The organism is Janthinobacterium sp. BCJ23 (assembly GCF_059617945.1).
This window is the reverse complement of record NZ_JCAQAW010000010.1, coordinates 158,914-183,046: the sequence shown is the minus strand read 5'-3', so window position 1 is coordinate 183,046 and position 24,133 is coordinate 158,914. Positions and strand designations below refer to the sequence as shown.

Genomic DNA, 24,133 nt, shown 5'->3' with positions numbered 1-24,133 from the left:
AAAATTACAGAAGACCCATGAAAAAAATCAGAAAAGCAGTCTTTCCCGTCGCCGGCCTGGGCAGCCGTTTCTTGCCTGCGACCAAGGCGCAACCGAAGGAAATGTTGCCCATCGTTGACAAGCCATTGATCCAGTACGCGGTGGAAGAAGCCGTGGCGGCGGGCATCACGGAAATGATCTTCATCACGGGCCGCAACAAGCGCGCCATCGAAGACCATTTCGATACGGCCTATGAGCTCGAGTCGGAACTGGAAGCGGCCGGCAAGCGCCAGTTGCTCGAGATGGTGCAAAACGTCATTCCCAAGCATATCAACTGCATTTACATCCGCCAGTCGGCGCCGCTGGGCCTGGGGCATGCCGTGCTGTGCGCCCGTCCCGTGATCGGCGACGAGCCGTTTGCCGTCTTGCTGGCCGACGACTTCATGGACGTGGAAGAGGGCGTGCGCCCCGTGCTGGCGCAGATGACCGATGTCTTCCAGTATGAAAATTGCTCGCTGCTGGCGGTGCAGGACGTGCCGCGCGCGGAAACCAAGCAGTACGGTATCGTGTCGGCAAAGAATTATCAGCCCGATCTGGAACTGGTCTCGGCCATCGTGGAAAAGCCCTCGCCCGAAGAGGCGCCATCGACCCTGGCCGTGGTGGGCCGTTATGTGCTGACCAGCCGTGTCTTTAATCACCTGGAAAATATCGGCACGGGCGCCGGCGGTGAAATCCAGTTGACGGACGGCATCGCCGCCCTGATGCGCGAAGAGCGCGTGCTGGCTTACCGCTACCAGGGGCAGCGTTATGATTGCGGCTCCAAGCTGGGTTATCTGAAGGCAACGACGGCAATGGGCATGAAACATCCGGAAACGGGTGCGGCCTTTCGCACCTACCTGCAAGAATTGCAATCGGCACTGGAAGCAAAATGACCGTACGTGAAATCCTCAAGATGGGCGATCCGCGCCTGCTGCGGATGGCCGAGCCAGTGCGTGAATTCGATACGCCCGAACTGCATGCCTTGATCGCCGACATGTTCGACACCATGCATGCAGCCAATGGCGCGGGCCTGGCGGCGCCGCAGATCGGCGTCAACCTGCAGCTGGTGATCTACGGCTTCAAGCAGAATCTGCGCTATCCGGACGCGCCGCAAGTGCCGGAAACCGTGCTGATCAACCCTGTGCTGACGCCCTTGTCGGAGCGCAAGGAAGAGGGCTTCGAAGGCTGCCTGTCCGTGCCTGGCCTGCGCGGCAGCGTGCCGCGCTGGAGCGAGCTGCACTACGAAGGCGTGGACCAGTTCGGCCAGCCCATCAGCCGCGACTGCGACGGCTTCCATGCGCGCGTGGTGCAGCATGAAGTCGATCATTTACATGGCATTCTGTATCCGATGCGTATCGTCGACTTTACGCAGTTCGGCTATACGGAAGTGATGTTTCCGGACCTGGACCCGAACGACGACGACTGATCGGCACCTGAGAAAACGCCCATGGCGGCGTTGCATTGCCTCGCCGTACTATTCGTACTGTCTTCGGCAATGCGCCTTGCCCTGAGCGTTTTTCAGGCACCTCGTACTTGTGACTATCAAACAAAAAAAATGGCCGCGCAGCAATCAGCTGGGCGGCCATTTTTATATGTGAAGCAAACCTAGCGCACCTTGCGGCTGCTGCCCAGGTTATCGAGCAAGGCTTTCAATTCATCTTCCATGGCTTCCGTCAGGTTCAGGAAGCGGCAGCCGATCTGCACCTGTTCGCCCAGCAGGAAGGAGCGGAAGGTGCGCGACAGGCGGATTTCCAGGTCGGCGATCATGACCTTGTTCGGCCCCAGTTCCAGGCGCACGCGCGACAGCTTGCGGCCCACGTACAGGCCGACCGTGTCGCGCGGATGGGCGCGCATGCCGATGCCGCCGGCCGAGAAATCGTACAGCTGCAGCTCATACGGACGCCCCTCGAGCACGAAAGCGGCCAGGTAGTACACGCCCAGCGGCGTTTCCAGGCGCGTCGATTCGCGCCGTTCCAGCACCAGGCAATGACTGGGGAAGTTCGTCAGGTAGACGTTGGGACGGTCGGGATACGCTTGCCATTCGCCATTGATGGTAAATTGCAGCTTGGCGCTTTGCACCCACGATACAAACGTGGCGCCACCTTCCGGCAGGGTCGCGCCTTCATTGAGTTCCAGCACGAATTGCGGCAAGTCGTCATCGACGGACAGGATGCGCGCCAGGATGACGTCTTCGCCGCCTGCCGGGTAGATGGAAATGGCGTCGCCGTTGTCAGCCAGGCTGCACAGGGTTTCACCGATATCCCATGGATCGCTCATATGGTGCGGCTTGGTGCCGGGGGCCATCGGCTCGGCCACGTCAACCAGACTGGGCGCGCCCTTGCGCAGGGGATTGGGAATGGGATCGTTCACGACAGCGTATCTCTTCTGTTCTAATGGGGAATAGTGTATAGGTTTAAGGCAATATTTACTAAGTAAATCACAATAATTAATTTTATATCACTATATTCCTGTTGCTTATGTGGCCTGGCATGCCAGGCGGGCGCTTAGAATTGCTCGTCAGCGCTCAGGTAACGCCATTGTCCCGTCGGCAAGTCGCCCAGTTTGACCTTGCCGATGCGCACGCGTTTCAATCCCAGCACTTTCAGGCCGACGGCTTCGCACATGCGGCGGATCTGGCGTTTCTTGCCTTCGCGCAGGGTAAAGCTCAGCTGGTCTTCGTTTTGCCAGCGCACCTTGGCCGGCAGCAGCGGCTTGCCGTCGAGCCACAGGCCGTGGTTGAGCTTTTTCAGTTCGCTGTCGGGCAGGGTGCCGCCCTTGGTGTAGCTCACGCGCACCAGGTATTCCTTGTCGATGTCGGTATCGTGGCCGATCAGCTGCTTGGCCACGCGGCCGTCCTGCGTCAAGACCAGCAAGCCGACGGAATCGATGTCCAGTCGGCCGGCGGCCACCAGGCTGCGCAGCTGGGTCGGGTGGAACTGTTCCGGGCTGCGGTCTTCCGCCCAGCGGTTTTCCGCCTTGATCAGGGCCACGGCGGGCGTGTAGCCGTCTTCTGCCTGGCCGCTGACATAGCCGACCGGTTTGTTGATCAGTACGGTGACGCGCTTCGATTGCTCGGCCGCCGCCTGACGTTCCACGGTGACTCTCTGGCTCGGGTAGACCTTGCTGCCCAGCTCGGACACTACTTTGCCATCCACGCGGACCCAACCGCGGGCGATCCATTCATCGGCTTCGCGGCGCGAGCACAGGCCCAGTTCGGACATGCGTTTGGACAAGCGTAATAATTCTTCGGTCATGTTGTTTCAGTTTCAGTAAGGGTAGGCGTTGCGCGGAAAGCTTACACTTTCAGCGCATCGAGTAAATCGGTTTCCAGCAATATCTGGTTGCGGGCATTGTTGAGCGCGGGGCCGTCGACGAGGAAGACGTCTTCGACCCGCTCGCCCAGGGTCATGATCTTGGCCGTGTGCAAGTTGATGCGGTACTTGGTCAGCACGTTGGCGATCGCATACAGCAGGCCCGTGCGGTCGTTGGCCGCCACCGACAGCAAATAGTACTGGCCCTTCTCATCGGGCCGCAAATCCACGGTCGGCTGGAAGGGGAAGGTGCGCGACAGGCGCGACAGCCGTCCCTTGCCCGGCGGCGGCAGCGGCGTTTGCGACTGCAGCAGCTCGCCCAGCTCATGCTCGATCAGGCTGATGATGTCGCGGTAGCTCTTGGCGAAGTTCTGCTCGGTGACGAGGAAGGTGTCGAGCGCATAGCCGTTTTTCGTCGTGTGGATCTTCGCGTCGAGGATGCTGAAATTCTTGCGGTCGAAATAGCTGCAGATGCGCGCGAACAGGTCGGGCTGGTCGGGAATGTACACGGCCACCTGCAAGCCTTCGCCGATGGGCGCCAGCCGGCATTTTACCACCGGCAACTTGCTGTCGAGCTTGTCATACAGCGAGCGCGTCTGCCAGGCGATGTCGGACGCGTCGTGGCGCAGGAAATACGCCACGTCCAGCTGCTGCCACAGTTTCAGGTGCGCGTCCGGCGGCAAACCGTACAGGCGCAGGGTGGCCAGCGCTTCCTGCTGGCGGTTTTTCAGCTCGCGGTCGGCCGTGTGCGGCTCGCCGCCCAGCACGCGCAGGGTGATCTTGTACAGGTCTTCCAGCAGCTTGCCCTTCCAGGCATTCCACACTTTCGGGCTGGTGCCGCGGATGTCGGCCACCGTCAGCAGGTACAGGCCCGTCAGGTGGCGCTCATCCTTGACCACTTTCGCAAAGGCGGCAATGACGTCGGGATCGGACAAGTCCTGCTTTTGCGCCACTTGCGACATGGTCAAATGATTTTCCACCAAGAATGCCACGAGTTCCGTGTCTTCTTGCGACAGGCCGTGATCCTGGCAGAACTGGGTGGCGTCGGCCACGCCCAGCTTCGAGTGGTCGCCGCCGCGGCCCTTGGCGATGTCGTGGAACAGGGCCGCCACGTACAGCAGCCACGACTGCGAGAAGTCGGCCATCAGCTGGCTGCAGAACGGGTATTCGTGTGCGTGTTCACTCATGGTGAAGCGGCGCATGTTACGCACCACCATCAGAATGTGCTGGTCGACCGTGTACACATGGAACAGGTCGTGCTGCATCTGGCCCACGATGCGGCGGAAATTCGGCAGGTAGCGCCCCAGGATGCTCATCTCGTTCATGCGCCGCAGCGCATGGATGATGCCGACAGGCGCCTGCATGATGCGCAGGAAGAGGGCGCGGTTGACTGGGTCCTGGCGGAAGGCGGCGTCGATCTTGAAGCGTGCATGCCACAGGGCTCGCGTGGCGCGCGAGGTCATGCCCTTCAGGGCCGGGCGCTCCGTCATCAGGACAAAAATTTCCAGCATGGCCGACGGATATTGTTCGAACGTGTCGTCGGCGCTGATGTCGATCAGGCTGTTGACCTCGTTGAAGCGCTCGTTGATGGGCACGGCCACGTCGTCTTGCGGAAATAGCCGTGCCTCGATGTTTTGCAGCAAAATCGTGTTGAGCTGGGTCACCGTCTTGGCGGCCCAGTAGTAGCGCTGCATCAAGAATTCGCTGGCGCGGCGCATGTGCGGCCCGCTGCCCGTCGCCTGCAAGCCCAGCGATTCGGCGATCGCCGTCTGCACGTCGAACACGAGGCGGTCTTCGCGCCGTCCCGCGTGCAGGTGGAGGCGCACGCGGATATCCTTGAAGGCGCGCTCCTTTTCCATCAGCTGGCGCGCTTCCGTCAGGGTGATCAGGCCGCTCGTGGCCAGGGTGCGCCACGAGTTCGCCAGGCCTGCCGCCTTGGCCACCCACAGGATGACCTGCAGGTCGCGCAGGCCGCCCGGGCTTTCCTTGCAATTCGGTTCCAGGCTGAAAGCCGTGTCTTCATATTTGGCATGGCGCTGGCGCATTTCCGCTGTTTTTGCCTGGAAGAAGGCTTGCGGGTCCATGGCCGCGTCATAGCGTTGCTGCAATTGCGCGAACAGGTCCGCGTTGCCGCACACGAGGCGCGCTTCGAGCAAGCTCGTTTGGACGGTGATGTCGGCCTTCGATTCGACCATGCATTCATCGACCGTGCGGATGCTGTGGCCGATTTCCAGGCCCAGGTCCCACAGCAGTTGCACCAGTTCCTCGAGCTTTTCCTGCGTGGCGGCGTCCGGCGCCTGTTGCAGCAGGATCAGCAGGTCGACGTCGGAATACGGAAACAGTTCGCCGCGGCCGTAGCCGCCCACGCCCACCAGCGCCGTGCCGGGCGGCAAACCCGCTTCCTGCCAGGCACGCGCCAGCACGCCGTCGACGCTGTGGCGCAGGCTGCGCAGCAGTTTTTCAGGCTTGCCGTCGGCCTGGAAGGCCGCAATGACGACCTGGCGGTCGGCTTTCAGTTGCTGTTTCAGCTGTTCCCGAACTTGCTTTTTCATCTGGGCCCTGGGTGGCGGTGCGTGGGATGGAAGATCAGGCTTTGTTCAGGATCAAGGCGGGCGGTGGCGGCATGCCGGGCGAGACGGTCAGCACTTCATAGCCCGTTTCCGTCACCAGCACCGTGTGTTCCCATTGCGCCGACAGGCTGCGGTCCTTGGTTTTGATGGTCCAGCCATCGTTCATTTCGCGGATTTCGCGGCGGCCCGAGTTGATCATCGGTTCGACGGTGAAAATCATGCCCGCTTCCAGGCGCTCGAGGGTGCCTGGTTTGCCGTAATGCAATACCTGCGGTTCTTCATGGAAGACCTTGCCGATGCCGTGGCCGCAGAATTCGCGCACCACGCTGTAGCCGGCTTTCTCGGCGTGCTGCTGGATGGCGTGGCCGATATCGCCGAGATGGGCGCCCGGCTTGATCTGGTCGATGCCCAGCCACATGCATTCATAGGTGATTTCCGACAGGCGCTTGGCCAGGATGGTCGGCGTGCCGACGAGGAACATGCGGCTGTTGTCGCCGTGGTAGCCATCCTTGATGACGGTGATGTCGAGGTTGACGGAGTCGCCGCTTTTCAGGACCTTGTCGCCAGGAATGCCATGGCAGATGACGTCGTTGACGGAGGTGCAGATGGCCTTCGGGTAAGGCGTGTAGCCGGGCGGGCAGTAGTTCAGCGGTGCAGGGATGGTGCCTTGCACGTTGACCATGTATTCATGGCACAGGCGGTCCAGTTCGCCTGTCGTGACACCGACCTTGACGAACGGGGTGATGTAGTCGAGCACTTCGGCGCCGAGCTTGCCGGCAATGCGCATGCCTTCGATGTCGGTGGCGGTATTGATACGGATGGTGGACATGGTGTAATTCGCAATCTGCAAGAATTCAGGTGAAAAGCACAGACGATTCCTGCTGTATGGGAAAAGTCTGCAAATATGTCGAAATTATAAACGAGGCGCCCTCAATCCGCCGCCTCCTTCCTAGGGCCGGAAGGGGATTTGTGGGGAGAAAGCGGACGAAAAGGCGGCGCGGCCACGCCTTGCACCATGGTGGTGCGCTGGGTGTTTCCGCCGGGCGCGCGATTTGCGGCGCGGACTTGATGCGGCAGGCATTTCAGTGTAGAATCCCGGGTTGCTTGAATTCTCTTTTAAGCAATGCAGTAAAACAGTGTCTTTAATTTATATAAACACGCGAATCCGGTCGACAAGGGTGCCTGTATGGTGACTGATCGGATTCCAGACCCAACCCTGGAGTTAATAATGTCCGTAACAATGCGCGAAATGCTGGAAGCCGGTGTCCACTTTGGTCACCAAACCCGTTTTTGGAATCCAAAAATGGCACCGTTCATCTTCGGCCATCGCAACAAGATCCACATCATCAACCTGGAAAAAACCATGGCGATGTACCAGGACGCAATGAAGCACGTGCGTCAACTGGCTGCAAACCGTGGCACCATCCTGATGGTTGGCACCAAGCGTCAAGCTCGCGAAATCATCGCTGCTGAAGCACAACGCGCTGGCGTGCCTTTCGTTGATCAACGTTGGTTGGGCGGCATGCTGACCAACTTCAAAACGATCAAAACCTCGATCAAGCGTCTGAAAGACATGGAAGTGATGATCGAAGACGGTTCGATCGAGAAGCTGTCGAAAAAAGAAGCGCTGATGTTCTCCCGCGAAATGATCAAGCTGCAAAAATCGATCGGCGGCATCAAGGACATGGGCGGCATTCCTGACGCAATCTTCGTCGTCGACGTCGGCTACCACAAAGGTGCGATCACCGAAGCAGCTAAACTGGGTATCCCGGTCATCGGCGTTGTCGATACCAACCACTCCCCAGAAGGCGTGAACTTCGTGATCCCAGGTAACGATGACTCCTCGAAAGCCATCATGTTGTACGCTCGCGGTGTTGCTGATGCAATCATCGAAGGCCGTGCAGCTGCCGGTAACGAAGTTGTTGAAATGGTTAAAGCAGCCGCTGGCGACGAATTCGTCGAAGTTAACGAACAGGCTTAATGGCCAGGCTATCGCAAGATAGCCGTTTGTAAGCACAGCAGTAAGGGAAAAGGGGTGGCAGCAGCTCCCCCTTTTTTTTAACAAAAAAACGATAGTGACCGCTGGCGAGGCATGCATGCCCGGCCGCGACTATCGACTCACCGAATCAGGAGAAACACATGGCAGCGATTACAGCAGCGATGGTAGGCGAATTGCGCGGCAAAACCGACGCACCAATGATGGAATGCAAAAAAGCACTGACCGAAGCCGAAGGCGACATGGCTCGTGCGGAAGAGATCCTGCGCGTCAAACTGGGCGGCAAGGCATCGAAAGCATCGGCACGCATCACCGCTGAAGGCGTCGTGGCAACCTACATCGCCAACGGCGTAGGCGCCCTGGTCGAAGTGAACTCGGAAACCGACTTCGTTGCGAAAAACGATGATTTCCTGGCACTGGCCAACAACGCTGCCCGTCTGGTAGCGGAACACAACCCGGCTGACGTAGCTGCCCTGCTGGCCCTGCCGCTCGATGGCAAGACCCTGGAAGACGTGCGCGCTGCCCTGATCGGCAAAATCGGCGAAAACATGACCATCCGCCGCTTCCAGCGTTTCGAAACCAGCGCCAAGCTGGCTTCGTACCTGCACGGTTCGCGCATTGGCGTGATCGTCGAATTCGACGGCGCCGATGAGCAAGTGGGCAAAGACGTGGCCATGCACATCGCTGCCATGAAGCCAGTGTCGCTGTCGTCGAACGAAGTGCCAGCGGAGCTGATCGAAAAAGAGCGTTCGGTTGCACAACTGAAAGCCGAAGAAGACGCAGCCAAAGCGGCCGCCGAAGGCAAGCCAGCGCAATCGCCGGAAATCCTGGCCAAGCGCCTGGAAGGTTCCGTACAGAAGTTCCTGAAAGAAGTTTCCCTGCTGAACCAAGCTTTCGTGAAAAACGACAAGCTGTCGGTTGAGCAAATGCTGAAGGCGGCTAACACCAGCGTCAAAGGTTTCGCCATGTACGTAGTGGGCGAGGGCATCGAGAAGAAGCAAGACGACTTCGCAGCAGAAGTCGCAGCACAGATGGCTGCCTCCCAGGGAGCGTAAGTAAAGCGGGCCGAGAGGCCCGTTTTTTTGGCCCGCCCGCACCTGTCGTGCCGGGCGGCGGCATGGGCAGCTTCCTCCCGCCTATCCGGCGCTGCAAGGCGCTGCGCCATGTCATACTCGAATAACCTCATTTATGGAGCCCCAGCTCATGTCAAAACCAGCCTACAAGCGCGTCCTCCTCAAGTTGTCCGGCGAAGCCCTGATGGGCGATGATCCCTACGGCATCAACCGCGCCACGATCGAGCGCATGGTGGCCGATGTGGCCGAGGTGGCGAAGTTGGGTGTGGAACTGGCAATCGTGATTGGCGGCGGCAATATCTTCCGCGGCGTCGCGCCTGGCGCGCAAGGCATGGACCGTGCCACCGCCGATTACATGGGCATGCTCGCCACCGTGATGAATGCACTGGCCCTGGCCGATGCCATGCGCCACGTCGGCATTACCGCGCGCGTCATGTCGGCCATCGGCATCGAACAAGTGGTCGAGCCGTACGTCCGCCCGAAAGCCCTGCAATACCTGGAAGAAGGTAAAGTGGTCGTCTTCGCCGCCGGTACCGGCAATCCGTTCTTCACCACCGACACGGCAGCCGCCCTGCGCGGTTCCGAGATCAGCGCCGAGATCGTCCTGAAGGCCACCAAGGTCGACGGCGTCTACACGGCCGATCCGAAGAAGGATCCGAACGCCACCCTGTTCCACACGATTACGTTCGACGACGCCATCGCCAAGCACCTGCAAGTGATGGACGCCACCGCTTTCGCCCTGTGCCGCGACCAGAAACTGCCAATCAAGGTGTTTTCGATCACCAAGCCAGGCGCGCTGATGCGCGTCATCATGGGCGAGGATGAAGGCACGCTGGTTCACGTATAGAAATAAGGAGCACCGAGAAACCGTCCATGGCTGCGTTGCAGCGCCTCGCCGTACTATTCGTACTGCCTTCGGCGCTGCGCCTTGCCCGGAACGGTTTTCGGCACTCTTGACGGGCGCCAGCCGCTCGTTATATGGATGTAATTGCAAGATTAATTTATCACTAACAACGCCTGACAAAACCGTCGCGAGCGGAAGGGAGTTGTGGCTGAGAAGCGCAAGCGTACGAAGGTACGGTGAGCATCGCAGGCCGCAAATGCCGACGCGCAGCAGGTTTTGACAGGCGTCACTACAGGAGTACAGTAATGTCCTTAGCTGACGTTAAAAAGAATGCCCAGGAACGCATGACGAAATCGCTGGAAACACTGCGTGCCGACCTGGCCAAAGTGCGTACCGGCCGCGCCCATACGGGTATCCTGGACCACGTGATGGTCGACTACTACGGTTCGCCGACGGCGCTGACCCAGGTTGCCAACGTGACCCTGATCGACGCGCGCACCATCGGTGTGCAGCCGTATGAAAAGAAAATGGCCTCGACCATCGAAAAAGCCATCCGCGACGCCGACCTGGGCCTGAATCCATCGGCACAGGGTGACCTGATCCGCGTTCCGACGCCGCCGCTGACGGAAGAGCGCCGCAAGGAAATGGTCAAGCTGGTCAAGAGCGAAGCGGAAGACGCGAAGATTGCTGTGCGTAATATTCGCCGCGATGCGAACGAGTCGCTGAAGAAACTGGTCAAGGAAAAAGCCTGCTCCGAGGACGATGAGCGCCGCTCGTCGGAAGAAGTGCAGAAGCTGACGGACAAGTTTATTGCCGACATCGACAAGATGGTTGTCGACAAAGAAAAAGAAGTGCTGACGGTCTAGTTTTCAGTCCTTTTGACGCTGCCCGGGAAAGCATGGCTTTTCCGGGCAGTGCTATTTGGAGCATAATAGTTATCTTTTATTTTTGGTATTCGTGTTTTCATGATCTATTCGAGTTCGACAACGGCAGTACCTGAGGTGGGCACGGTGCCGCGCCATGTGGCAATCATTATGGATGGCAATGGCCGCTGGGCAACCAAGCGCTTCCTGCCGCGCGTGGCTGGCCACGTCAAGGGCGCCGATACCGTGCGCCGTGTCGTCGAGACCTGCCTCGAACGCGGCGTCGAATACCTGACCCTGTTTGCCTTCAGCTCGGAAAACTGGCGCCGCCCGGAAGAAGAGGTGTCGATGCTGATGCGCCTGTTCGTCACGATGCTGGAACGCGAAGTGGTCAAGATGCATGCCAGCGACATCCGCCTGAAGGTGGTGGGCGACCTGTCGCGCTTCAATGGAGAGCTGCAAACCCTGATCGCCAATGCGGAGCGCAAGACGGCGAACAACACGCGCCTGACGGTGTCCATCTGCGCCAACTATGGCGGCCGTTGGGACATCATGCAGGCAGTCAATAAAATGACGGCCGAGGCTGGCGCCAATGGCCAGCCTGCCGGGCACGCTTACACGGAAGAGCAACTGGCGCCGCACCTGGCCATGGCTTACGCGCCCGAGCCGGACCTGTTCATCCGCACGGGCGGCGAGCAGCGCATTTCCAATTTCCTCCTGTGGCAACTGGCGTACACTGAGTTGTTTTTCACCGAGACTTTCTGGCCCGACTTCAATGACGAGTGCCTCGACGCGGCAATCGCGTCTTACCAGCAGCGCGAACGGCGCTTTGGCCGTACCAGCGCGCAATTAACTGAAAAGACAAACTGATGCTGAAAACACGGATAATCACCGCCCTGGTCCTCCTGGCGGTCTTGCTGCCCGTTCTGTATCTGAATTATTTCCCCGCCTTCGCCGTGATCGCCACGGCGTTCTTCGGCGCCGCCGTCTGGGAAAGCTTCCGCATCTTCAAGAATCGCCAGGCGCTGCTGATCGCCGCCATCTGGACTGCCGCCTTCGCGTATACGTTCTTTGTCGGTAACGGCATGGCGCAGCTCAATTTCTGGTTCGCCCTGTGCGTGGCCATCTGGCTGATCCGCTTCGTGCCTTCGCTGGCGACAGGCTTGCCGCCGACCGAAGGCCTGGGCAATACCTTGCTCAGCCTCGTGTACCCGGTGACCATCGTCGGCTGCTTCGTTGCCATCATCGCCCTGTTCCTGCATAGCCCGTTGTACCTGCTGTCCGTCATGGCCCTCGTGTGGATCGCCGATATCGGCGCCTATTTCTCGGGCAAGGCGTTCGGCAAGCGCAAGCTGGCGCCAAGTATTTCCCCAGGCAAATCCTGGGAGGGCGCCATCGGCGGCGGTATCGCCGTGCTGCTCATCTCTGCCATCACGATTATCGCCGCGCCATCGCTGCCGGTCTTGCAAGATACCTTCGCCGTGCAGCTGCAATTGCGCCGCGGCTGGCTCGTGGCCTTGCTGGTGCTGTTGCTGATCGTCGCCGCCAGCATCGTCGGCGACCTGTTCGAATCCCAATTGAAGCGCCGCGCCGGCATCAAGGACAGCAGCAACCTGCTGCCTGGCCATGGCGGCGTACTCGACCGCATCGACGCGTTGATCCCGGTCCTGCCATTTGCCGCCCTCGTGGCCAGCTGGCTTTAAGGAAACTCATGCAATACATCACCATCCTTGGCGCGACCGGCTCGATCGGCGTGTCCACCCTGGACGTGCTCGCGCGTCATCCCGAGCAATACAGCGTATATGCGCTGAGCGCGCACAGCCGCGTGGCCGAACTGGCCGCTCAGTGCCTGCAATTTCGTCCCCAGCGCGCCGTCGTCGGCACGGCGGACGCGGCCCTTGAACTGACGCGCTTGCTGCGCGGGCAGGGCGTGTCTACGGAAGTCGAGTATGGCGTGGAAGCCCTGTGCGCCATCGCCAGCGCGCCGCAGGTGACGGGCGTGATGGCGGCCATCGTCGGCGCGGCCGGCCTGGCGCCCACCCTGGCGGCGGCGCGTGCTGGCAAGAAAGTATTGCTGGCCAATAAAGAAGCGCTGGTCATGTCCGGCCAGCTGTTCATCGATGCCGTGCATGACAACGGCGCGGTGCTGCTGCCGATCGACAGCGAACACAACGCCATCTTCCAATGCATGCCGCACGCGCATGGCCGCGCGCCAGGCGCCGCGGGCGTGGCGAAAATCGTGCTGACGGCATCCGGCGGTCCCTTCCTCACGCGCGACGTCGAGACGCTCGACACGGTCACGCCGGACCAGGCGTGCAAGCATCCGACCTGGGCCATGGGGCGCAAGATTTCCGTCGATTCGGCCACCATGATGAACAAGGGCCTGGAGGTGATCGAGGCGCACTGGCTGTTCGGCGCGCCGGCCGACCAGATCGAAGTGCTGATCCATCCGCAAAGCGTGATCCATTCGATGGTGTCCTACATCGACGGTTCCGTGCTGGCCCAGCTGGGCAATCCGGACATGCGCACGCCGATCGCCCATGCGCTGGCGTATCCGCAGCGCATCGCTTCCGGCGTGGCGCAGCTGGACCTGGCCCAAGTGGCCACCTTGCAGTTCGAACGTCCCGATTTCCGCCGTTTCCCTTGCCTGGCACTGGCGTTTGACGCCTTGCGCGCGGGCGGCACGGCGCCGGCCCTGCTCAACGCGGCCAATGAAGTGGCCGTGCAAGCGTTTCTTGACGAGCGGATCGGCTTCCGCCAGATCGACCGGGTCATCGCGCACGTGATCGAGACGGTGCCGCACGGCGCCGCTTCCAGCATCGAAGCCGTGATGGAGCAGGACCGCCTGGCCAGAGCGGCCGCGCAAGCGTACATTGCCCAAAGGCTGGCTGCATGACGCTCATCACCACCTTGCTGGCTTTTATCGTCGCGCTCGGTTCACTGATTACCTTGCACGAGCTGGGCCACTACCTGGTGGCGCGCTGGTGCGGCGTGAAGGTGCTGCGTTTCTCGATCGGCATGGGAAAAGTGGTGTATTCGCGCAAGTTTGGCAAGGACCAGACGGAATGGGCGATTTCCGCATTGCCGCTGGGCGGCTATGTCAGCATGCTCGACAGCCGTGCGCAAGACCTCAGCGACTTGCCGGAAAGCGAATTGCGGCGCGAATTCACGCGCCAGAGCGTGTGGCGCCGCATCGCCATCGTGGCCGCTGGCCCGCTGGCCAATTTCCTCGTCGCCATCGTGCTGTACGCGGGCCTGTTCATGCATGGCATCGAAGAACCGTCGAGCAAGCTCGGCCCCGTGGCCGAACAGACTGCCGCCTATGCGGCCGGCCTGCGCAGCGGCGATACCGTTGAAACAGTCAACGGCAAGGCCGTGGCCAGCTGGTCCGAGCTGCGCTGGGAACTGATCCAGGCCACCCTCGACAAGCAGCCGGCGCGCATCGAAGTGCGCCGTCCCGACCGTGGCCAGCAGGAGGCGACGTTGCCGACGGCCAGCCTGACGGAGACGGACCTGGAAGGCGACGTGCTGGGCAAGCTGGGTCTGACCCTGGCCCGTTCCGCGCCCACGCTGATGGAAATCATGCCCGATGGCGCCGCCGCGCGTGCCGGCCTGCAGAAAAACGACCAGATCCTCGCCATCGACGACCAGCCCGTGCACGACGTGGCGGCCGTCATCGCCACCCTGAGCCAGGCGCCGGGCAAGACCTTGCAGTTGCAGCTCTTGCGCCAGGGCCAGGATCTGACCTTGCCCATTACGCCGGACGCCGTGCCGGGCGCCGGGGCGGAGGGAGCTGTAACAGTTGGTAAGATACAAGCAAAGCTGGGACAGGTGCCGGATATGATCACCGTGGCATCGGGACCGTTTTCTGCCGTGGGCAAGGCGTCCGCCAAGGTCTGGGATACCAGTGTCATGAGCCTGAAAATGCTGGGCAAGATGATCACCGGCCAGGTGTCGCTGAAGAATGTGACGGGGCCCATTACCATCGCCGATTACGCGGGCCAGACGGCGCGCATCGGCCTGGTAAGCTACCTGAGCTTCATCGCCTTCATCAGTATCAGTCTGGGCGTGATGAATTTGCTACCCATTCCTGTTCTGGATGGCGGGCATTTGCTGTATTATTCGCTGGAAGTTTTGACCGGACGCCCCTTGCCGGAGCGCGTAGGCGAGATTGCCCAGCGCCTGGGGATCGGTTTGTTGCTGACCTTGATGGTGCTTGCCGTCTTTAATGACGTGTTGCGATTGCTGAGTTAGGGCGGTGGTTGATGCCATTGCGTGAGTCGCACAAGCAATCTTTTGTGTATGTTGTCCATTGATTTACCCATTGAATAACCCCAATGAAATTACATTCTGCTCGTTTTGCCTTGCCTTCCTTTCGCCGCACCCTGATCGGCGCCGCCGTCATGGCCTTCTGTTCCGGCCATGCGCTGGCCGTCCAGCCATTTACTGTCAAGGACATCCGGGTCGAAGGGATCCAGCGTACTGAAGCGGGCACCGTGTTTGCCTACCTGCCGGTGCGGGTCGGCGAAACGTTCTCCGACGAGAAGAGCGTTGCCGCCATCAAGGCCCTGTATGCGACGGGCATGTTCAAGGATGTGCGCCTGGAAGCCGATGGCGACGTGCTGGTGGTGCTGGTAGAGGAACGCCCGGCCATCGCTTCCGTGGCATTTACCGGGACCAAGGAATTTGAAAAGGACGTGCTGGTCAAGGCGCTGAAGGAAATCGGCGTCGGTGAAGCCAAAATTTTCGACAAGGCGTCCGTCGACCGCGCGGAACAGGAACTCAAGCGGCAGTACCTGTCGCATGGCTTGTACGGCGTGAAGATCACCACCACCGTCACGCCGATCGAGCGTAACCGCGTCAACGTGGTGTTCGCCGTCGACGAGGGCGACGTGGCCCGCATCAAGCAGATCAACATCGTCGGCAACAAAGCTTTCACGGACAAGGAACTGCGCGAGCAGCTGGCCCTGAACACGGGCGGCTGGTTCAGCTGGTACACCAAGGCCGACCAGTATTCGAAGACCAAGCTGACGGGCGACATCGAGTCGCTCAAGTCCTATTACCTGGACCGCGGCTATATCGAGATGCAGGTCGATTCGACGCAAGTGTCGATCACGCCCGATAAAAAAGATATCTACCTGACGATCAACATCACCGAAGGTGAGAAGTACAAGATCGCCGGCACCAAGTTCGAAGGCGAGATGTTCGGCCGTGAAGAAGAACTGAAAGCGCTGAACTTGATGCGCGAAGGCGAAATCTACTCGGGCGCACGCCTGACGGCCACGAACAAGCGTATCCAGGACCGCCTGGCCACGTTCGGCTATGCGTTTGCCAACGTCAACGCCAATCCCGAAATCAACCGCGAAAAGCATGAAGTCGGCTTCACTTTCTTCATCGACCCGGGCAAGCGCGTCTACGTGCGCCACATGAATATCGCCGGCAACACCACCACGCGCGATGAAGTCATCCGCCGCGAATTCCGCCAGTTCGAATCGTCCTGGTACGACAGCAACAAGATCAAGCTGTCGCGCGACCGTGTCGACCGTCTCGGCTACTTCAAGGACGTGACCATCGACACGCCGGAAGCGCAGGGCACGACCGACCAGGTCGACGTCAACGTGACGGTGGTGGAAAAACCAACCGGTAACTTCCTGATCGGCGGCGCCTTCTCGCAATCGGAAAAATTCACGCTGTCGGCATCGATTTCGCAGGCCAACTTCGCCGGTAGCGGCAACACGGTCGGCATCGAACTCAATACCAGCCATTACAGCCGCACGATCGCGTTTTCGCAGACCAATCCGTACTACACGGACGATGGCATTTCGCGCAGCTTTGAAGTCTACCTGCGTACGACGGAACCGCCGGCGCTGAACATCGGCAGCTACAAGATCAAGCAGACAGGTGGCCGCGTCAGTTTCGGCGTGCCGTTCTCGGAAGTCGACACCGTCTTCTTCGGCATCGGCGCCGAGCGTTCGCGCATCGAAACCGACGTCACCAGCCCGATCCGCTTCAAGCAGTACGTGGTCGACAATGGCGGCCCGTCCGACGGTATCGGTTCGGCCACGACGAATTCCATCCCGCTGACGGCGGCATGGCAGCGCGACAGCCGCGACAGCGCACTGACGCCATCGATCGGCCGCTACCAGCGCGTCAACCTGGAGGCTGACCTGATCGGCGACCAGAAATACTTCCGTGCCATTTATGAGCACCAGTATTTCCGTCCGCTGTTCAGCAAGGTCACCCTGGCGTTGAAGGGCGAGCTCGATTACGGCCACGGCATCGGCAATCACGTCTATCCGGTCTTCAAGAACTTCTACGGCGGCGGTATCGGTTCGGTGCGCGGCTACCTGAGTTCCTCGCTGGGCGCGGTCGAACCGAGCACCAACGATGCACTGGGCGGCGCTTCGCGCCTGATCGCGAACGCGGAACTGCAGATGCCATTCCCCGGTTCGGGCAATGACCGCAGCTTGCGCTGGTTTGGTTTCCTTGACGGCGGCCAGGTCTACCAGGAAGGCGAAAAAATGCGTCTGTCGCAATTGCGCTATTCTGCTGGCTTGGGCATCAGCTGGATTTCGCCGGTGGGCCCGCTCAAGCTGAGCTACGCCAAGCCGCTGAACGCCAAGCCGACGGACCGCCTGGAGCGCTTCCAGTTCCAGATGGGCACCGGTTTCTGACCGGGCCATCTGAACGGGGGCGACAGCTTTTACTTTTTGACCATGGAGTATCATGAACACCGCATCCGCTACCCTGCCCAAGACCCTTGCCGTGATCGCATTGTGCTGGAGTTCGCTGTTGCCGGTGCAGGCGCAGGCTCAGGAGTCGAAGATCGCCTGGATCAGCAGCGAACGTATTTATAACGAGTCGAGGCTGGCCAAGCTGGCCAGCGCCAAGCTGGCCGAAGAGTTCCGCTCGCGCGAAAAAGCCGTGCAGGAACTGGCGGCCCGCTTCAAGGTGGCCAACGAAGCCCTGGAAAAGGACATGCCGACCCTGAGCGAGGCGGAGCGCGCCAAGCGCCAGCGCGAGTTTTTCGAGCTGGACAAGGAATTGCAGCGCCGCCAGCGCGAGTTCCGCGAAGACCTGAACCAGCGCACGAACGAAGAGCGCAGCGCCATCGCGGAAAAAGCCAACACCATCATCCAGCAGATGGCGCATATCGAAGGATATGACATCGTGCTGCAGGAAGCCCTGTGGGCCAGCCCGCGCATCGACATCACCGACAAGGTTTTGAAGGCGCTGGACAAGTAACAGCAATTTATTAAGGGTCTTATAGATGGGCACTCGACTAGGTGAATTGGTCGAACGCTTCGGCGGACAGTTGGCGGGCGATCCGAACCTGGAAGTTTCAGGGATCGCGCCGCTGGCTGACGCCGGCGCTTCGCACATCAGCTTTCTCAGCAATAGCAAATTCCGCGCACAGGCGGCCCAGAGCGGTGCCTCGGCGCTGATACTCACGCCGGCCGACGACGCGCTGATCGGCGGCGACTACGCCGGCGCGCGCATCGTCACTCCGAACCCCTATGTGTATTTCGCGCGCGCGGCGCAGTACTTCGCCGCCCTGGCCGAGATCAAGGCACCCGTGGGTATCCACGCCAGCGCCATCGTCGATGCCAGCGCGCGGGTCGACGCCACTGCCTCGGTCGGACCGCGCGCCGTGATCGAAGCGGGCGCCGTGATCGGCGCCGGCTGCGTCATCGGCGCCGGCTGCGTGATCGGCCGCGATGCCGTCATCGGCGCCGGCACCCAGCTGTTCGCCAACGTGACCTTCCACGCGCGCTGCGTGATCGGCCAGCGCGGCATCATCCATTCGGGCGCCGTGATCGGCACCGACGGATTCGGCTTCGCCAACGAAGGCGGCGTGTATATCAAGATTCCGCAGACGGGCAGGGTGGTGATCGGTGACGATGTCGATATCGGCGCCAACACCACCATCGACCGTGGCGCACTGGCCGACACCATCATCGAAGATGGCGTCAAGCTCGATAACCAGATCCAGATCGGCCACAACTGCCATATCGGCGCGCACACGGCCATGGCCGGCTGCGTCGGCGTGGCCGGCAGCGCCATCATCGGCAAGTACTGCACCTTTGGCGGCGCCGCCATGGTGCTGGGCCACCTGACCATCGCCGACCGCGTCCACGTGGGCTCGGGCAGCATGGTCTCGCGGTCGATCGCGGAGCCCGGCCAGTACACGGGTTTCTATCCGCTGGCGAAGAACGCCGACTGGGAAAAGAGCGCCGCCATCGTGCGCAACCTGTCAAGCATGCGCGAGAAAATCCGCGCGCTTGAAAAAACAATTAAAACACTGACCACGCAAGACGAAAAATGACTACTGAAAAAAAGACCCTCGACATCCTCGCCATCAAATCGCTGCTGCCGCACCGCTACCCGCTGCTGCTGGTCGACCGCGTGCTGGACTGGGAAGCGGATAAAACCATCACCGCCATCAAGAACGTGACGGTCAACGAAGAGTTCTTCCAGGGCCATTTCCCGCACAAGCCGGTGATGCCAGGCGTGCTGATGATCGAAGCGCTGGCGCAGACGGCGGCCCTGCTGTCGTTCCTGTCGATGGGCGTGAAACCGGACGAAAATTCGGTCGTGTACTTCGTCGGCATCGACAATGCGCGCTTCAAGCGTCCTGTCGAACCGGGCGACCAGCTGAAGATGGATGTGGAAATCCTGCGCGTTTCGCGCGGCATCTGGAAATACAAGGCCGTCGGTACGGTCGACGGCAAGCTGGCGGTGGAAGCGGAACTGATGTGCACCATCCGCAGCGCGCAAGATGCGAGCCAGTCTGCGAGCCAGCCAGCGGGACAGTAACATGGCGGCCATCCACTCCACGGCAGTCATCGATCCGAAGGCCGAGCTCGACAGCTCGGTCGAGGTGGGTCCGTACACCATCATCGGTCCGCACGTGCGCATCGGCGCTGGCACCAGGGTCGGCCCGCACGTGGTCATCGATGGCCACACGACGATAGGCTCCGACAACCACCTGTTCCAGTTTTCCTCCATCGGCGCGCAGCCGCAGGATAAAAAATGGGCGGGCGAGGCGACGCGCCTGGAAATCGGCGACCGCAACACGATCCGCGAATTTTGCACCTTCAACACCGGTACCGTGCAAGGCGGCGGCGTCACGCGCCTGGGCAATGACAACTGGATCTCGGCGTATGTGCACCTGGCGCACGACTGTCTGGTGGGCAACAACACGATTTTTTCGAATAACGCGCAGCTGGCGGGCCACGTGGAAATCGGCGACTGGGTCATCATGAGCGGCTTCGCCAATGTGCACCAGTTCTGCAAGATCGGCGCGCACGCCTTTGTCGGCATGAGCACCAGCCTGACGCAGGATGTGCCACCATTCGTCCTGTTGAACGGCAATCCGGCGCAGGCCCATGGCGTCAATATCGAAGGCTTGAAACGCCGCGGCTTTACGCGCGAGCAGATCAACGGCATCCGTACCGCGTATAAACTCATCTACCGCTCGGGGCTGACCCTGGAAGAATCCAAGGCAGCCCTGTTCGAAGAAGAAGCGGCAGCGTCGCCCGAGGTGGCGGAACATATTCGCGCCATGCGCGAATTCCTTGGCGTGGCGTCGCGTGGCATTGTCCGCTGACCATGCTAGCGACCTGTCGGTCGCCATCGTCGCCGGCGAGGTGTCGGGCGACCTGCTGGCCAGCCGGCTGCTGTCGGGCCTCGTGCCGCAGCTGCCCGGCGCGCGCTTCCATGGCATCGGCGGCGAGCACATGGCCAAGCAGGGTTTTGTGTCCGATTGGCCGCTCGACAAGCTGACCGTGCGTGGCCTGTTCGAGATCATTCCCCGCTACCGCGAGATCAAGGGCATCCAGAACGCGCTGCGCGACCAGCTGCTGGCCGAGCGTCCCGCCGTCTTCATCGGCGCCGACTATCCGGGTTTTAACCTGGGACTGGAACAGCAGCTCAAGGAAGGCGGCATCCCCACCGTGCATTACATCGGGCCGCAGATCTGGGCCTGGCGCGGTGGCCGCATCAAGAAAATCATCAAGGCCGTGTCGCACATGCTGGTGATCTTCCCATTCGAGGAAGAGATCTACCGCAAGGCGGGCGTGCCCGTCACCTATGTCGGCCATCCGCTGGCCGAGATGATTCCCTTGCAGCCCGATGAAGCGGCCGCGCGGCGTGTCCTGGGTTTGCCCGAAGACGCGAATGTCGTGACCCTGATGCCGGGCAGCCGCATGGGTGAACTCAAATACAATACCGTGGCCTTTGTCGGCGCCTGCAAGCTGCTGCTGGCGCGCGACCGCTCCTTGCGTTTCGTCGCGCCCATGGCCGGCGAAAAGCAGCGCCAGTATTTCCTGCAACTGATTGCGGAAGCGGGCTTGCAGGACGTCGAGATATTGCTCACGGACGGCGGCTCGCACACGGCCATCTGCGCCGCCGATGCGGTGCTGGTGGCATCCGGTACGGCGTCGCTGGAAGTGGCGCTGTACAAGAAGCCCATGGTCATCGCCTACAAGATGATGCGCGCCTCGTGGGAAATCATGCGCCACATGGGCTACCAGCCGTGGATCGGTTTGCCGAACATACTGGCGCGCGATTACCTGGTGCCCGAGCTGCTGCAAAACGCGGCCAGCCCCGAAGCGCTGGCCGAGGCCATGTGGCAGCAGCTGAGCGACGTGCCGGGCCGTTTGCGCCTGGTGCAGCGCTTCACGGACATGCATCACAGCCTGCTGCGCGACAGCGCGCAGGAAAGCGCCAACGCCGTCATGCAAGTCATCGCCGCCAACCGCAAGTGAGCACCGTTTCAATCGCAGTTCCTACCAAAGATTCAACGTGAAAAATATCTATCCCGGCCTGTTTGACGACTTGCCATTCTCGCTCGATGAAATCATCTGTGGCGTCGACGAGGCAGGCCGCGGTCCGCTGGCCGGCCCCGTGTTCGCCGCCGCCGTGATCCTCGACCCGCAGCAGCCCATCGACGGCTTGCGCGATTCGAAAAAACTCAGCGAAGCCAAGCGCGATTTGCTGGCGCCGCAGATCAAGGCCAAGGCCCTGGCCTGGGCCATCGCCGAAGCGTCGGAAGAAGAGATCGACCGCCTGAACATCCTGCAGGCGTCGATGCTGGCCATGCGCCGCGCCGTCGAGGCCCTGGCCACCGTGCCGACCCTGGCCTTGATCGACGGCAACCGCTGTCCCGTGATGCCGATACGCGGCATGGCCATCGTCGGTGGCGACGACAAGGTCGATTCGATTTCCGCCGCCTCGATCCTGGCCAAGACGGCGCGCGACGCGGCCCTCGTGCACCTGCATGCGGCCTATCCCGAGTACTGCTTCGACCAGCACAAGGGCTATGGCACCAAGCTGCACCTGGAGCGTTTGCACCTGCACGGCGCCTCGCCCGTGCATCGCCGCTCGTTCGCGCCCGTACGCAATGTGATCGCGCTGTTTGGCGGACAGGAGGTGGCGGCATGAAGACGATCACTTCGCGCGACAATGCGCAATACAAGGATCTGCTGAAGCTGGCGGGCAGTTCGCAGGCGCGCCGCAAGTCCGGCCGCACCCTGCTCGACGGCGTGCACCTGTGCCAGTCGTACCTGCAGCTGCGCGGCATGCCGGAGCAGTGCATCGTCAGCGAAAGCGCCTTGCGCAATCCGGAAGTGGCGGACATCGTCGGCCAGCTGGAAAGCCAGCGCGCGCATGTACTGGGCTTGCCCGACGCGCTGTATAACGCCGTGAGCCAGGTCGAACACGGCGTGGGCGTGATGTTCCTCATCGAGACGCCGGAACGGGCCGTCACGCAGCCACTGAGCGTGTCGGCCGTGCTGCTCGATAACCTGCAAGATCCGGGCAACGTGGGGTCGATTTTGCGCAGCGCGGCGGCCGCCGGCATCACGCAGGTCTACTGCAGCGCCGGCACGGCCTTCTGCTGGTCGCCGAAGGTGCTGCGCGCGGCGATGGGCGCACACTTCGTGCTCGATATCTTTGAAAACGTCGACCTGGCCGCGCTCGTTGCGGGCGCCAAGGTGGCGACCCTGGCTACCAGCGGCTACGCCACAAAGCAGCTGTACGACGTCGACCTGCGCCAACCGGTCGCCTGGCTGTTCGGCCATGAAGGGCAGGGAGTGGCCGACGACCTGCTGGCTATGGCCACGCACCAGGTGGTTATTCCCCACCTGGGCCAGATCGAATCGCTGAACGTGGCCGCCTGCGCCGCCGTCTGCTTCTTCGAGCAGCTGCGCCAGGGCCAGTCCTGAACAGGGTAGCCATGTCTTTTCCTCCGCTTGCCGATGGTGCCGCACGTGACGAGGCCTGGTGGCGCCAGGTAGCCGCGTTGTATCCCGCGCCGCCGGACGCCATCGTCAATCTCGAACATGGCTATTTCGGCGCCATGGCCGCGCCCGTGCAAGCGGCGTTCGAACAGGCCGTGCGCTACACCAACGAGCAACTGAGCCCTTTCGTGCGCGGCGAGTTCACGCGCACGCATGTGGATATCCTGCGCCAGCGCGTCGCCGCGCTGATCCACGCGCAGCCGCACGAGATCCTGCTGACCCGCAGCGGTACCGAATCGATGCAGGTGCTGATCACGCAATACCATGGTCTGGCGCCAGGTGATACGGTGCTGTGGAGTAATCTCGATTATCCGGCCATGCGCACGGCCATGCGCTGGTTGGCGCAGCGCCGTGGCGTCACCAGCACGCAAGTCACATTGAGCCTGCCCATCAGCGATGACGAGATCATCGCCCGTTACGCGCAAGCCATGCGCCAGGCCGTCAATCCAAAATTGCTGCTGCTGTCGCAGGTGACGCCGGCCAACGGCCAGCAACTGCCGCTCAAGGACATCATGGCGCTGGCGCGCGAGCACGGCATCGACGTGCTGCTCGACAGTGCCCATGCGCTGGGACAGGTCGACGTGGACGTGCAGGCCATGGGCGTCGATTTCGCCGGTTTCAATCTGCACAAATGGCTGGGGGCGCCGGCGGGACTCGGTGTCGTGTATATCCGCGCATCGCAGCTGCACAAGATCGAGCCGCACTATGGCGACGACGATTATCCGCAGGACGATATCCGCAGCCGCCTGCACATGGGCATGCCCCCGATCGGCGCCATCCTGGCCGCGCCCGCCGCGTTGGATTTCCATGCGCGCCTGGGCGGCACGCCGGCCAAGAACGAACGCCTGGCCTGGCTGCGCAATTACTGGGTCAGCCGCGCCGCGCAACTGCCGGGCGTGCGCATGTTGTCGCCGCCCGATGCCAGGCGTGGTACGGCGCTGGTCGCCTTTGCAGTCGATGGCATGAGCGCGCGCGATCTGCAGCAAGCCTTGCTGCAGCGTTTCGGCGTCTTTACCGTGCAGCGCAATATCGGCGATACCGATGTCGTGCGCGCCACGGTCGCCATCACGACCACCACCGGTGAACTCGATCAGCTGGTGGCCGCGCTGACGGTGCTGTCCAGCGAGGCGACCACCTGACAAAACCGACGCGCAGC

23 protein-coding genes are annotated in these 24,133 nt (G+C 61.4%); 19 read left to right on the top strand and 4 right to left on the bottom strand.

Features of this window, described 5'->3' with window-relative positions; genetic code table 11:
* The first annotated feature begins 17 nt into the window (after positions 1-17).
* Positions 18-911, top strand: coding sequence for a UTP--glucose-1-phosphate uridylyltransferase GalU (gene galU / locus AC54AG_RS25195; protein ID WP_034752268.1), 894 nt, complete (start codon positions 18-20; stop codon positions 909-911).
* Positions 908-1,444, top strand: coding sequence for a peptide deformylase (def, locus tag AC54AG_RS25190; RefSeq protein WP_034752265.1), 537 nt, complete (start codon positions 908-910; stop codon positions 1,442-1,444). Before galU ends, def begins: the two co-directional genes overlap by 4 nt.
* A gap of 179 nt (positions 1,445-1,623) precedes the next feature.
* On the opposite strand, the gene AC54AG_RS25185 is transcribed toward def, so the two are convergent.
* The 4 genes from AC54AG_RS25185 to map all read right to left on the bottom strand — a co-directional run bounded on the left by AC54AG_RS25185 (position 1,624) and on the right by map (position 6,728).
* On the bottom strand, positions 1,624-2,388 hold the full coding sequence (locus tag AC54AG_RS25185; protein ID WP_496632017.1) for a flagellar brake protein: 765 nt from the start codon (positions 2,386-2,388) through the stop codon (positions 1,624-1,626).
* 134 nt (positions 2,389-2,522) lie between these two features.
* Positions 2,523-3,272 (bottom strand): pseudouridine synthase, encoded by a 750-nt coding sequence (locus tag AC54AG_RS25180; protein ID WP_034752263.1) that lies wholly within the window; start codon positions 3,270-3,272, stop codon positions 2,523-2,525.
* A gap of 41 nt (positions 3,273-3,313) precedes the next feature.
* Entirely contained in the window at positions 3,314-5,881 is a 2,568-nt protein-coding gene (locus tag AC54AG_RS25175) for a [protein-PII] uridylyltransferase (RefSeq protein ID WP_034752262.1), read from the bottom strand.
* 34 nt (positions 5,882-5,915) lie between these two features.
* Positions 5,916-6,728 carry a type I methionyl aminopeptidase gene (gene map, locus AC54AG_RS25170; protein WP_496632014.1) on the bottom strand — a complete coding sequence of 271 codons (813 nt, stop codon included), beginning with the start codon at positions 6,726-6,728 and terminating at the stop codon, positions 5,916-5,918.
* 399 nt (positions 6,729-7,127) lie between these two features.
* On the opposite strand from map, the gene rpsB reads away from it, so the two are divergent.
* From rpsB to AC54AG_RS25085, 17 genes are all read left to right on the top strand, one after another.
* Entirely contained in the window at positions 7,128-7,880 is a 753-nt protein-coding gene (gene rpsB / locus AC54AG_RS25165; protein WP_010397614.1) for a 30S ribosomal protein S2, read from the top strand.
* Positions 7,881-8,038: 158 nt separating this feature from the next.
* Positions 8,039-8,950: a translation elongation factor Ts gene (gene tsf / locus AC54AG_RS25160; RefSeq protein WP_034752260.1), complete on the top strand. Its 912-nt coding sequence runs from the start codon at positions 8,039-8,041 to the stop codon at positions 8,948-8,950.
* A gap of 148 nt (positions 8,951-9,098) precedes the next feature.
* Positions 9,099-9,815, top strand: coding sequence for a UMP kinase (gene pyrH / locus AC54AG_RS25155; RefSeq protein ID WP_034752258.1), 717 nt, complete (start codon positions 9,099-9,101; stop codon positions 9,813-9,815).
* 302 nt (positions 9,816-10,117) lie between these two features.
* Positions 10,118-10,678: a ribosome recycling factor gene (gene frr, locus AC54AG_RS25150; protein ID WP_034752256.1), complete on the top strand. Its 561-nt coding sequence runs from the start codon at positions 10,118-10,120 to the stop codon at positions 10,676-10,678.
* A 99-nt stretch (positions 10,679-10,777) separates the two neighbouring features.
* The gene (gene uppS, locus AC54AG_RS25145) at positions 10,778-11,545 is read left to right on the top strand and encodes a polyprenyl diphosphate synthase (protein ID WP_034752255.1); all 768 of its coding nucleotides are present in this window, start codon (positions 10,778-10,780) and stop codon (positions 11,543-11,545) included.
* Entirely contained in the window at positions 11,545-12,378 is an 834-nt protein-coding gene (locus tag AC54AG_RS25140) for a phosphatidate cytidylyltransferase (RefSeq protein ID WP_070304011.1), read from the top strand. Before uppS ends, AC54AG_RS25140 begins: the two co-directional genes overlap by 1 nt.
* An 8-nt stretch (positions 12,379-12,386) precedes the next feature.
* Positions 12,387-13,571 (top strand): 1-deoxy-D-xylulose-5-phosphate reductoisomerase, encoded by a 1,185-nt coding sequence (gene ispC / locus AC54AG_RS25135; protein ID WP_070304012.1) that lies wholly within the window; start codon positions 12,387-12,389, stop codon positions 13,569-13,571.
* The gene (rseP, locus tag AC54AG_RS25130; RefSeq protein WP_496632009.1) at positions 13,568-14,929 is read left to right on the top strand and encodes an RIP metalloprotease RseP; all 1,362 of its coding nucleotides are present in this window, start codon (positions 13,568-13,570) and stop codon (positions 14,927-14,929) included. The genes ispC and rseP overlap by 4 nt, the downstream gene beginning before the upstream one ends.
* Positions 14,930-15,012: 83 nt before the next feature.
* The gene (gene bamA, locus AC54AG_RS25125; RefSeq protein ID WP_034752241.1) at positions 15,013-17,349 is read left to right on the top strand and encodes an outer membrane protein assembly factor BamA; all 2,337 of its coding nucleotides are present in this window, start codon (positions 15,013-15,015) and stop codon (positions 17,347-17,349) included.
* 52 nt (positions 17,350-17,401) lie between these two features.
* On the top strand, positions 17,402-17,920 hold the full coding sequence (locus tag AC54AG_RS25120) for an OmpH/Skp family outer membrane protein (protein WP_051991282.1): 519 nt from the start codon (positions 17,402-17,404) through the stop codon (positions 17,918-17,920).
* Positions 17,921-17,945: 25 nt separating this feature from the next.
* Entirely contained in the window at positions 17,946-19,001 is a 1,056-nt protein-coding gene (gene lpxD / locus AC54AG_RS25115) for a UDP-3-O-(3-hydroxymyristoyl)glucosamine N-acyltransferase (RefSeq protein ID WP_496632006.1), read from the top strand.
* Positions 18,998-19,492, top strand: a complete 495-nt coding sequence (gene fabZ, locus AC54AG_RS25110) for a 3-hydroxyacyl-ACP dehydratase FabZ (RefSeq protein ID WP_034752234.1) — start codon at positions 18,998-19,000, stop codon at positions 19,490-19,492. Before lpxD ends, fabZ begins: the two co-directional genes overlap by 4 nt.
* A 1-nt stretch (position 19,493) precedes the next feature.
* Positions 19,494-20,285, top strand: coding sequence for an acyl-ACP--UDP-N-acetylglucosamine O-acyltransferase (gene lpxA / locus AC54AG_RS25105; RefSeq protein WP_319993058.1), 792 nt, complete (start codon positions 19,494-19,496; stop codon positions 20,283-20,285).
* Complete coding sequence (gene lpxB / locus AC54AG_RS25100; RefSeq protein ID WP_496632003.1) at positions 20,269-21,444, top strand: lipid-A-disaccharide synthase; 1,176 nt, start codon at positions 20,269-20,271, stop codon at positions 21,442-21,444. Before lpxA ends, lpxB begins: the two co-directional genes overlap by 17 nt.
* Positions 21,445-21,481: 37 nt before the next feature.
* Positions 21,482-22,120 (top strand): ribonuclease HII, encoded by a 639-nt coding sequence (gene rnhB, locus AC54AG_RS25095; protein ID WP_046684971.1) that lies wholly within the window; start codon positions 21,482-21,484, stop codon positions 22,118-22,120.
* Positions 22,117-22,902, top strand: a complete 786-nt coding sequence (locus AC54AG_RS25090) for a TrmH family RNA methyltransferase (protein WP_058049460.1) — start codon at positions 22,117-22,119, stop codon at positions 22,900-22,902. The genes rnhB and AC54AG_RS25090 overlap by 4 nt, the downstream gene beginning before the upstream one ends.
* Positions 22,903-22,913: 11 nt before the next feature.
* On the top strand, positions 22,914-24,116 hold the full coding sequence (locus AC54AG_RS25085; protein ID WP_496632000.1) for an aminotransferase class V-fold PLP-dependent enzyme: 1,203 nt from the start codon (positions 22,914-22,916) through the stop codon (positions 24,114-24,116).
* Positions 24,117-24,133 lie beyond the last annotated feature (17 nt).

Bases quoted from the DNA above. Each gene is read 5' to 3' on its own strand.
- ispC (WP_070304012.1), top strand. From the start codon at position 12,387: ATGCAATACATCACCATCCTTGGCGCGACCGGCTCGATCGGCGTGTCC.
- galU (WP_034752268.1), top strand. From the start codon at position 18: ATGAAAAAAATCAGAAAAGCAGTCTTTCCCGTCGCCGGCCTGGGCAGC.
- AC54AG_RS25180 (WP_034752263.1), bottom strand. From the start codon at position 3,272: ATGACCGAAGAATTATTACGCTTGTCCAAACGCATGTCCGAACTGGGC.
- AC54AG_RS25140 (WP_070304011.1), top strand. From the start codon at position 11,545: ATGCTGAAAACACGGATAATCACCGCCCTGGTCCTCCTGGCGGTCTTG.
- fabZ (WP_034752234.1), top strand. From the start codon at position 18,998: ATGACTACTGAAAAAAAGACCCTCGACATCCTCGCCATCAAATCGCTG.
- AC54AG_RS25090 (WP_058049460.1), top strand. From the start codon at position 22,117: ATGAAGACGATCACTTCGCGCGACAATGCGCAATACAAGGATCTGCTG.
- uppS (WP_034752255.1), top strand. From the start codon at position 10,778: ATGATCTATTCGAGTTCGACAACGGCAGTACCTGAGGTGGGCACGGTG.
- AC54AG_RS25120 (WP_051991282.1), top strand. From the start codon at position 17,402: ATGAACACCGCATCCGCTACCCTGCCCAAGACCCTTGCCGTGATCGCA.
- AC54AG_RS25175 (WP_034752262.1), bottom strand. From the start codon at position 5,881: ATGAAAAAGCAAGTTCGGGAACAGCTGAAACAGCAACTGAAAGCCGAC.
- map (WP_496632014.1), bottom strand. From the start codon at position 6,728: ATGTCCACCATCCGTATCAATACCGCCACCGACATCGAAGGCATGCGC.
- AC54AG_RS25085 (WP_496632000.1), top strand. From the start codon at position 22,914: ATGTCTTTTCCTCCGCTTGCCGATGGTGCCGCACGTGACGAGGCCTGG.
- lpxD (WP_496632006.1), top strand. From the start codon at position 17,946: ATGGGCACTCGACTAGGTGAATTGGTCGAACGCTTCGGCGGACAGTTG.
- rpsB (WP_010397614.1), top strand. From the start codon at position 7,128: ATGTCCGTAACAATGCGCGAAATGCTGGAAGCCGGTGTCCACTTTGGT.
- lpxA (WP_319993058.1), top strand. From the start codon at position 19,494: ATGGCGGCCATCCACTCCACGGCAGTCATCGATCCGAAGGCCGAGCTC.
- bamA (WP_034752241.1), top strand. From the start codon at position 15,013: ATGAAATTACATTCTGCTCGTTTTGCCTTGCCTTCCTTTCGCCGCACC.
- pyrH (WP_034752258.1), top strand. From the start codon at position 9,099: ATGTCAAAACCAGCCTACAAGCGCGTCCTCCTCAAGTTGTCCGGCGAA.
- def (WP_034752265.1), top strand. From the start codon at position 908: ATGACCGTACGTGAAATCCTCAAGATGGGCGATCCGCGCCTGCTGCGG.
- rseP (WP_496632009.1), top strand. From the start codon at position 13,568: ATGACGCTCATCACCACCTTGCTGGCTTTTATCGTCGCGCTCGGTTCA.
- frr (WP_034752256.1), top strand. From the start codon at position 10,118: ATGTCCTTAGCTGACGTTAAAAAGAATGCCCAGGAACGCATGACGAAA.
- tsf (WP_034752260.1), top strand. From the start codon at position 8,039: ATGGCAGCGATTACAGCAGCGATGGTAGGCGAATTGCGCGGCAAAACC.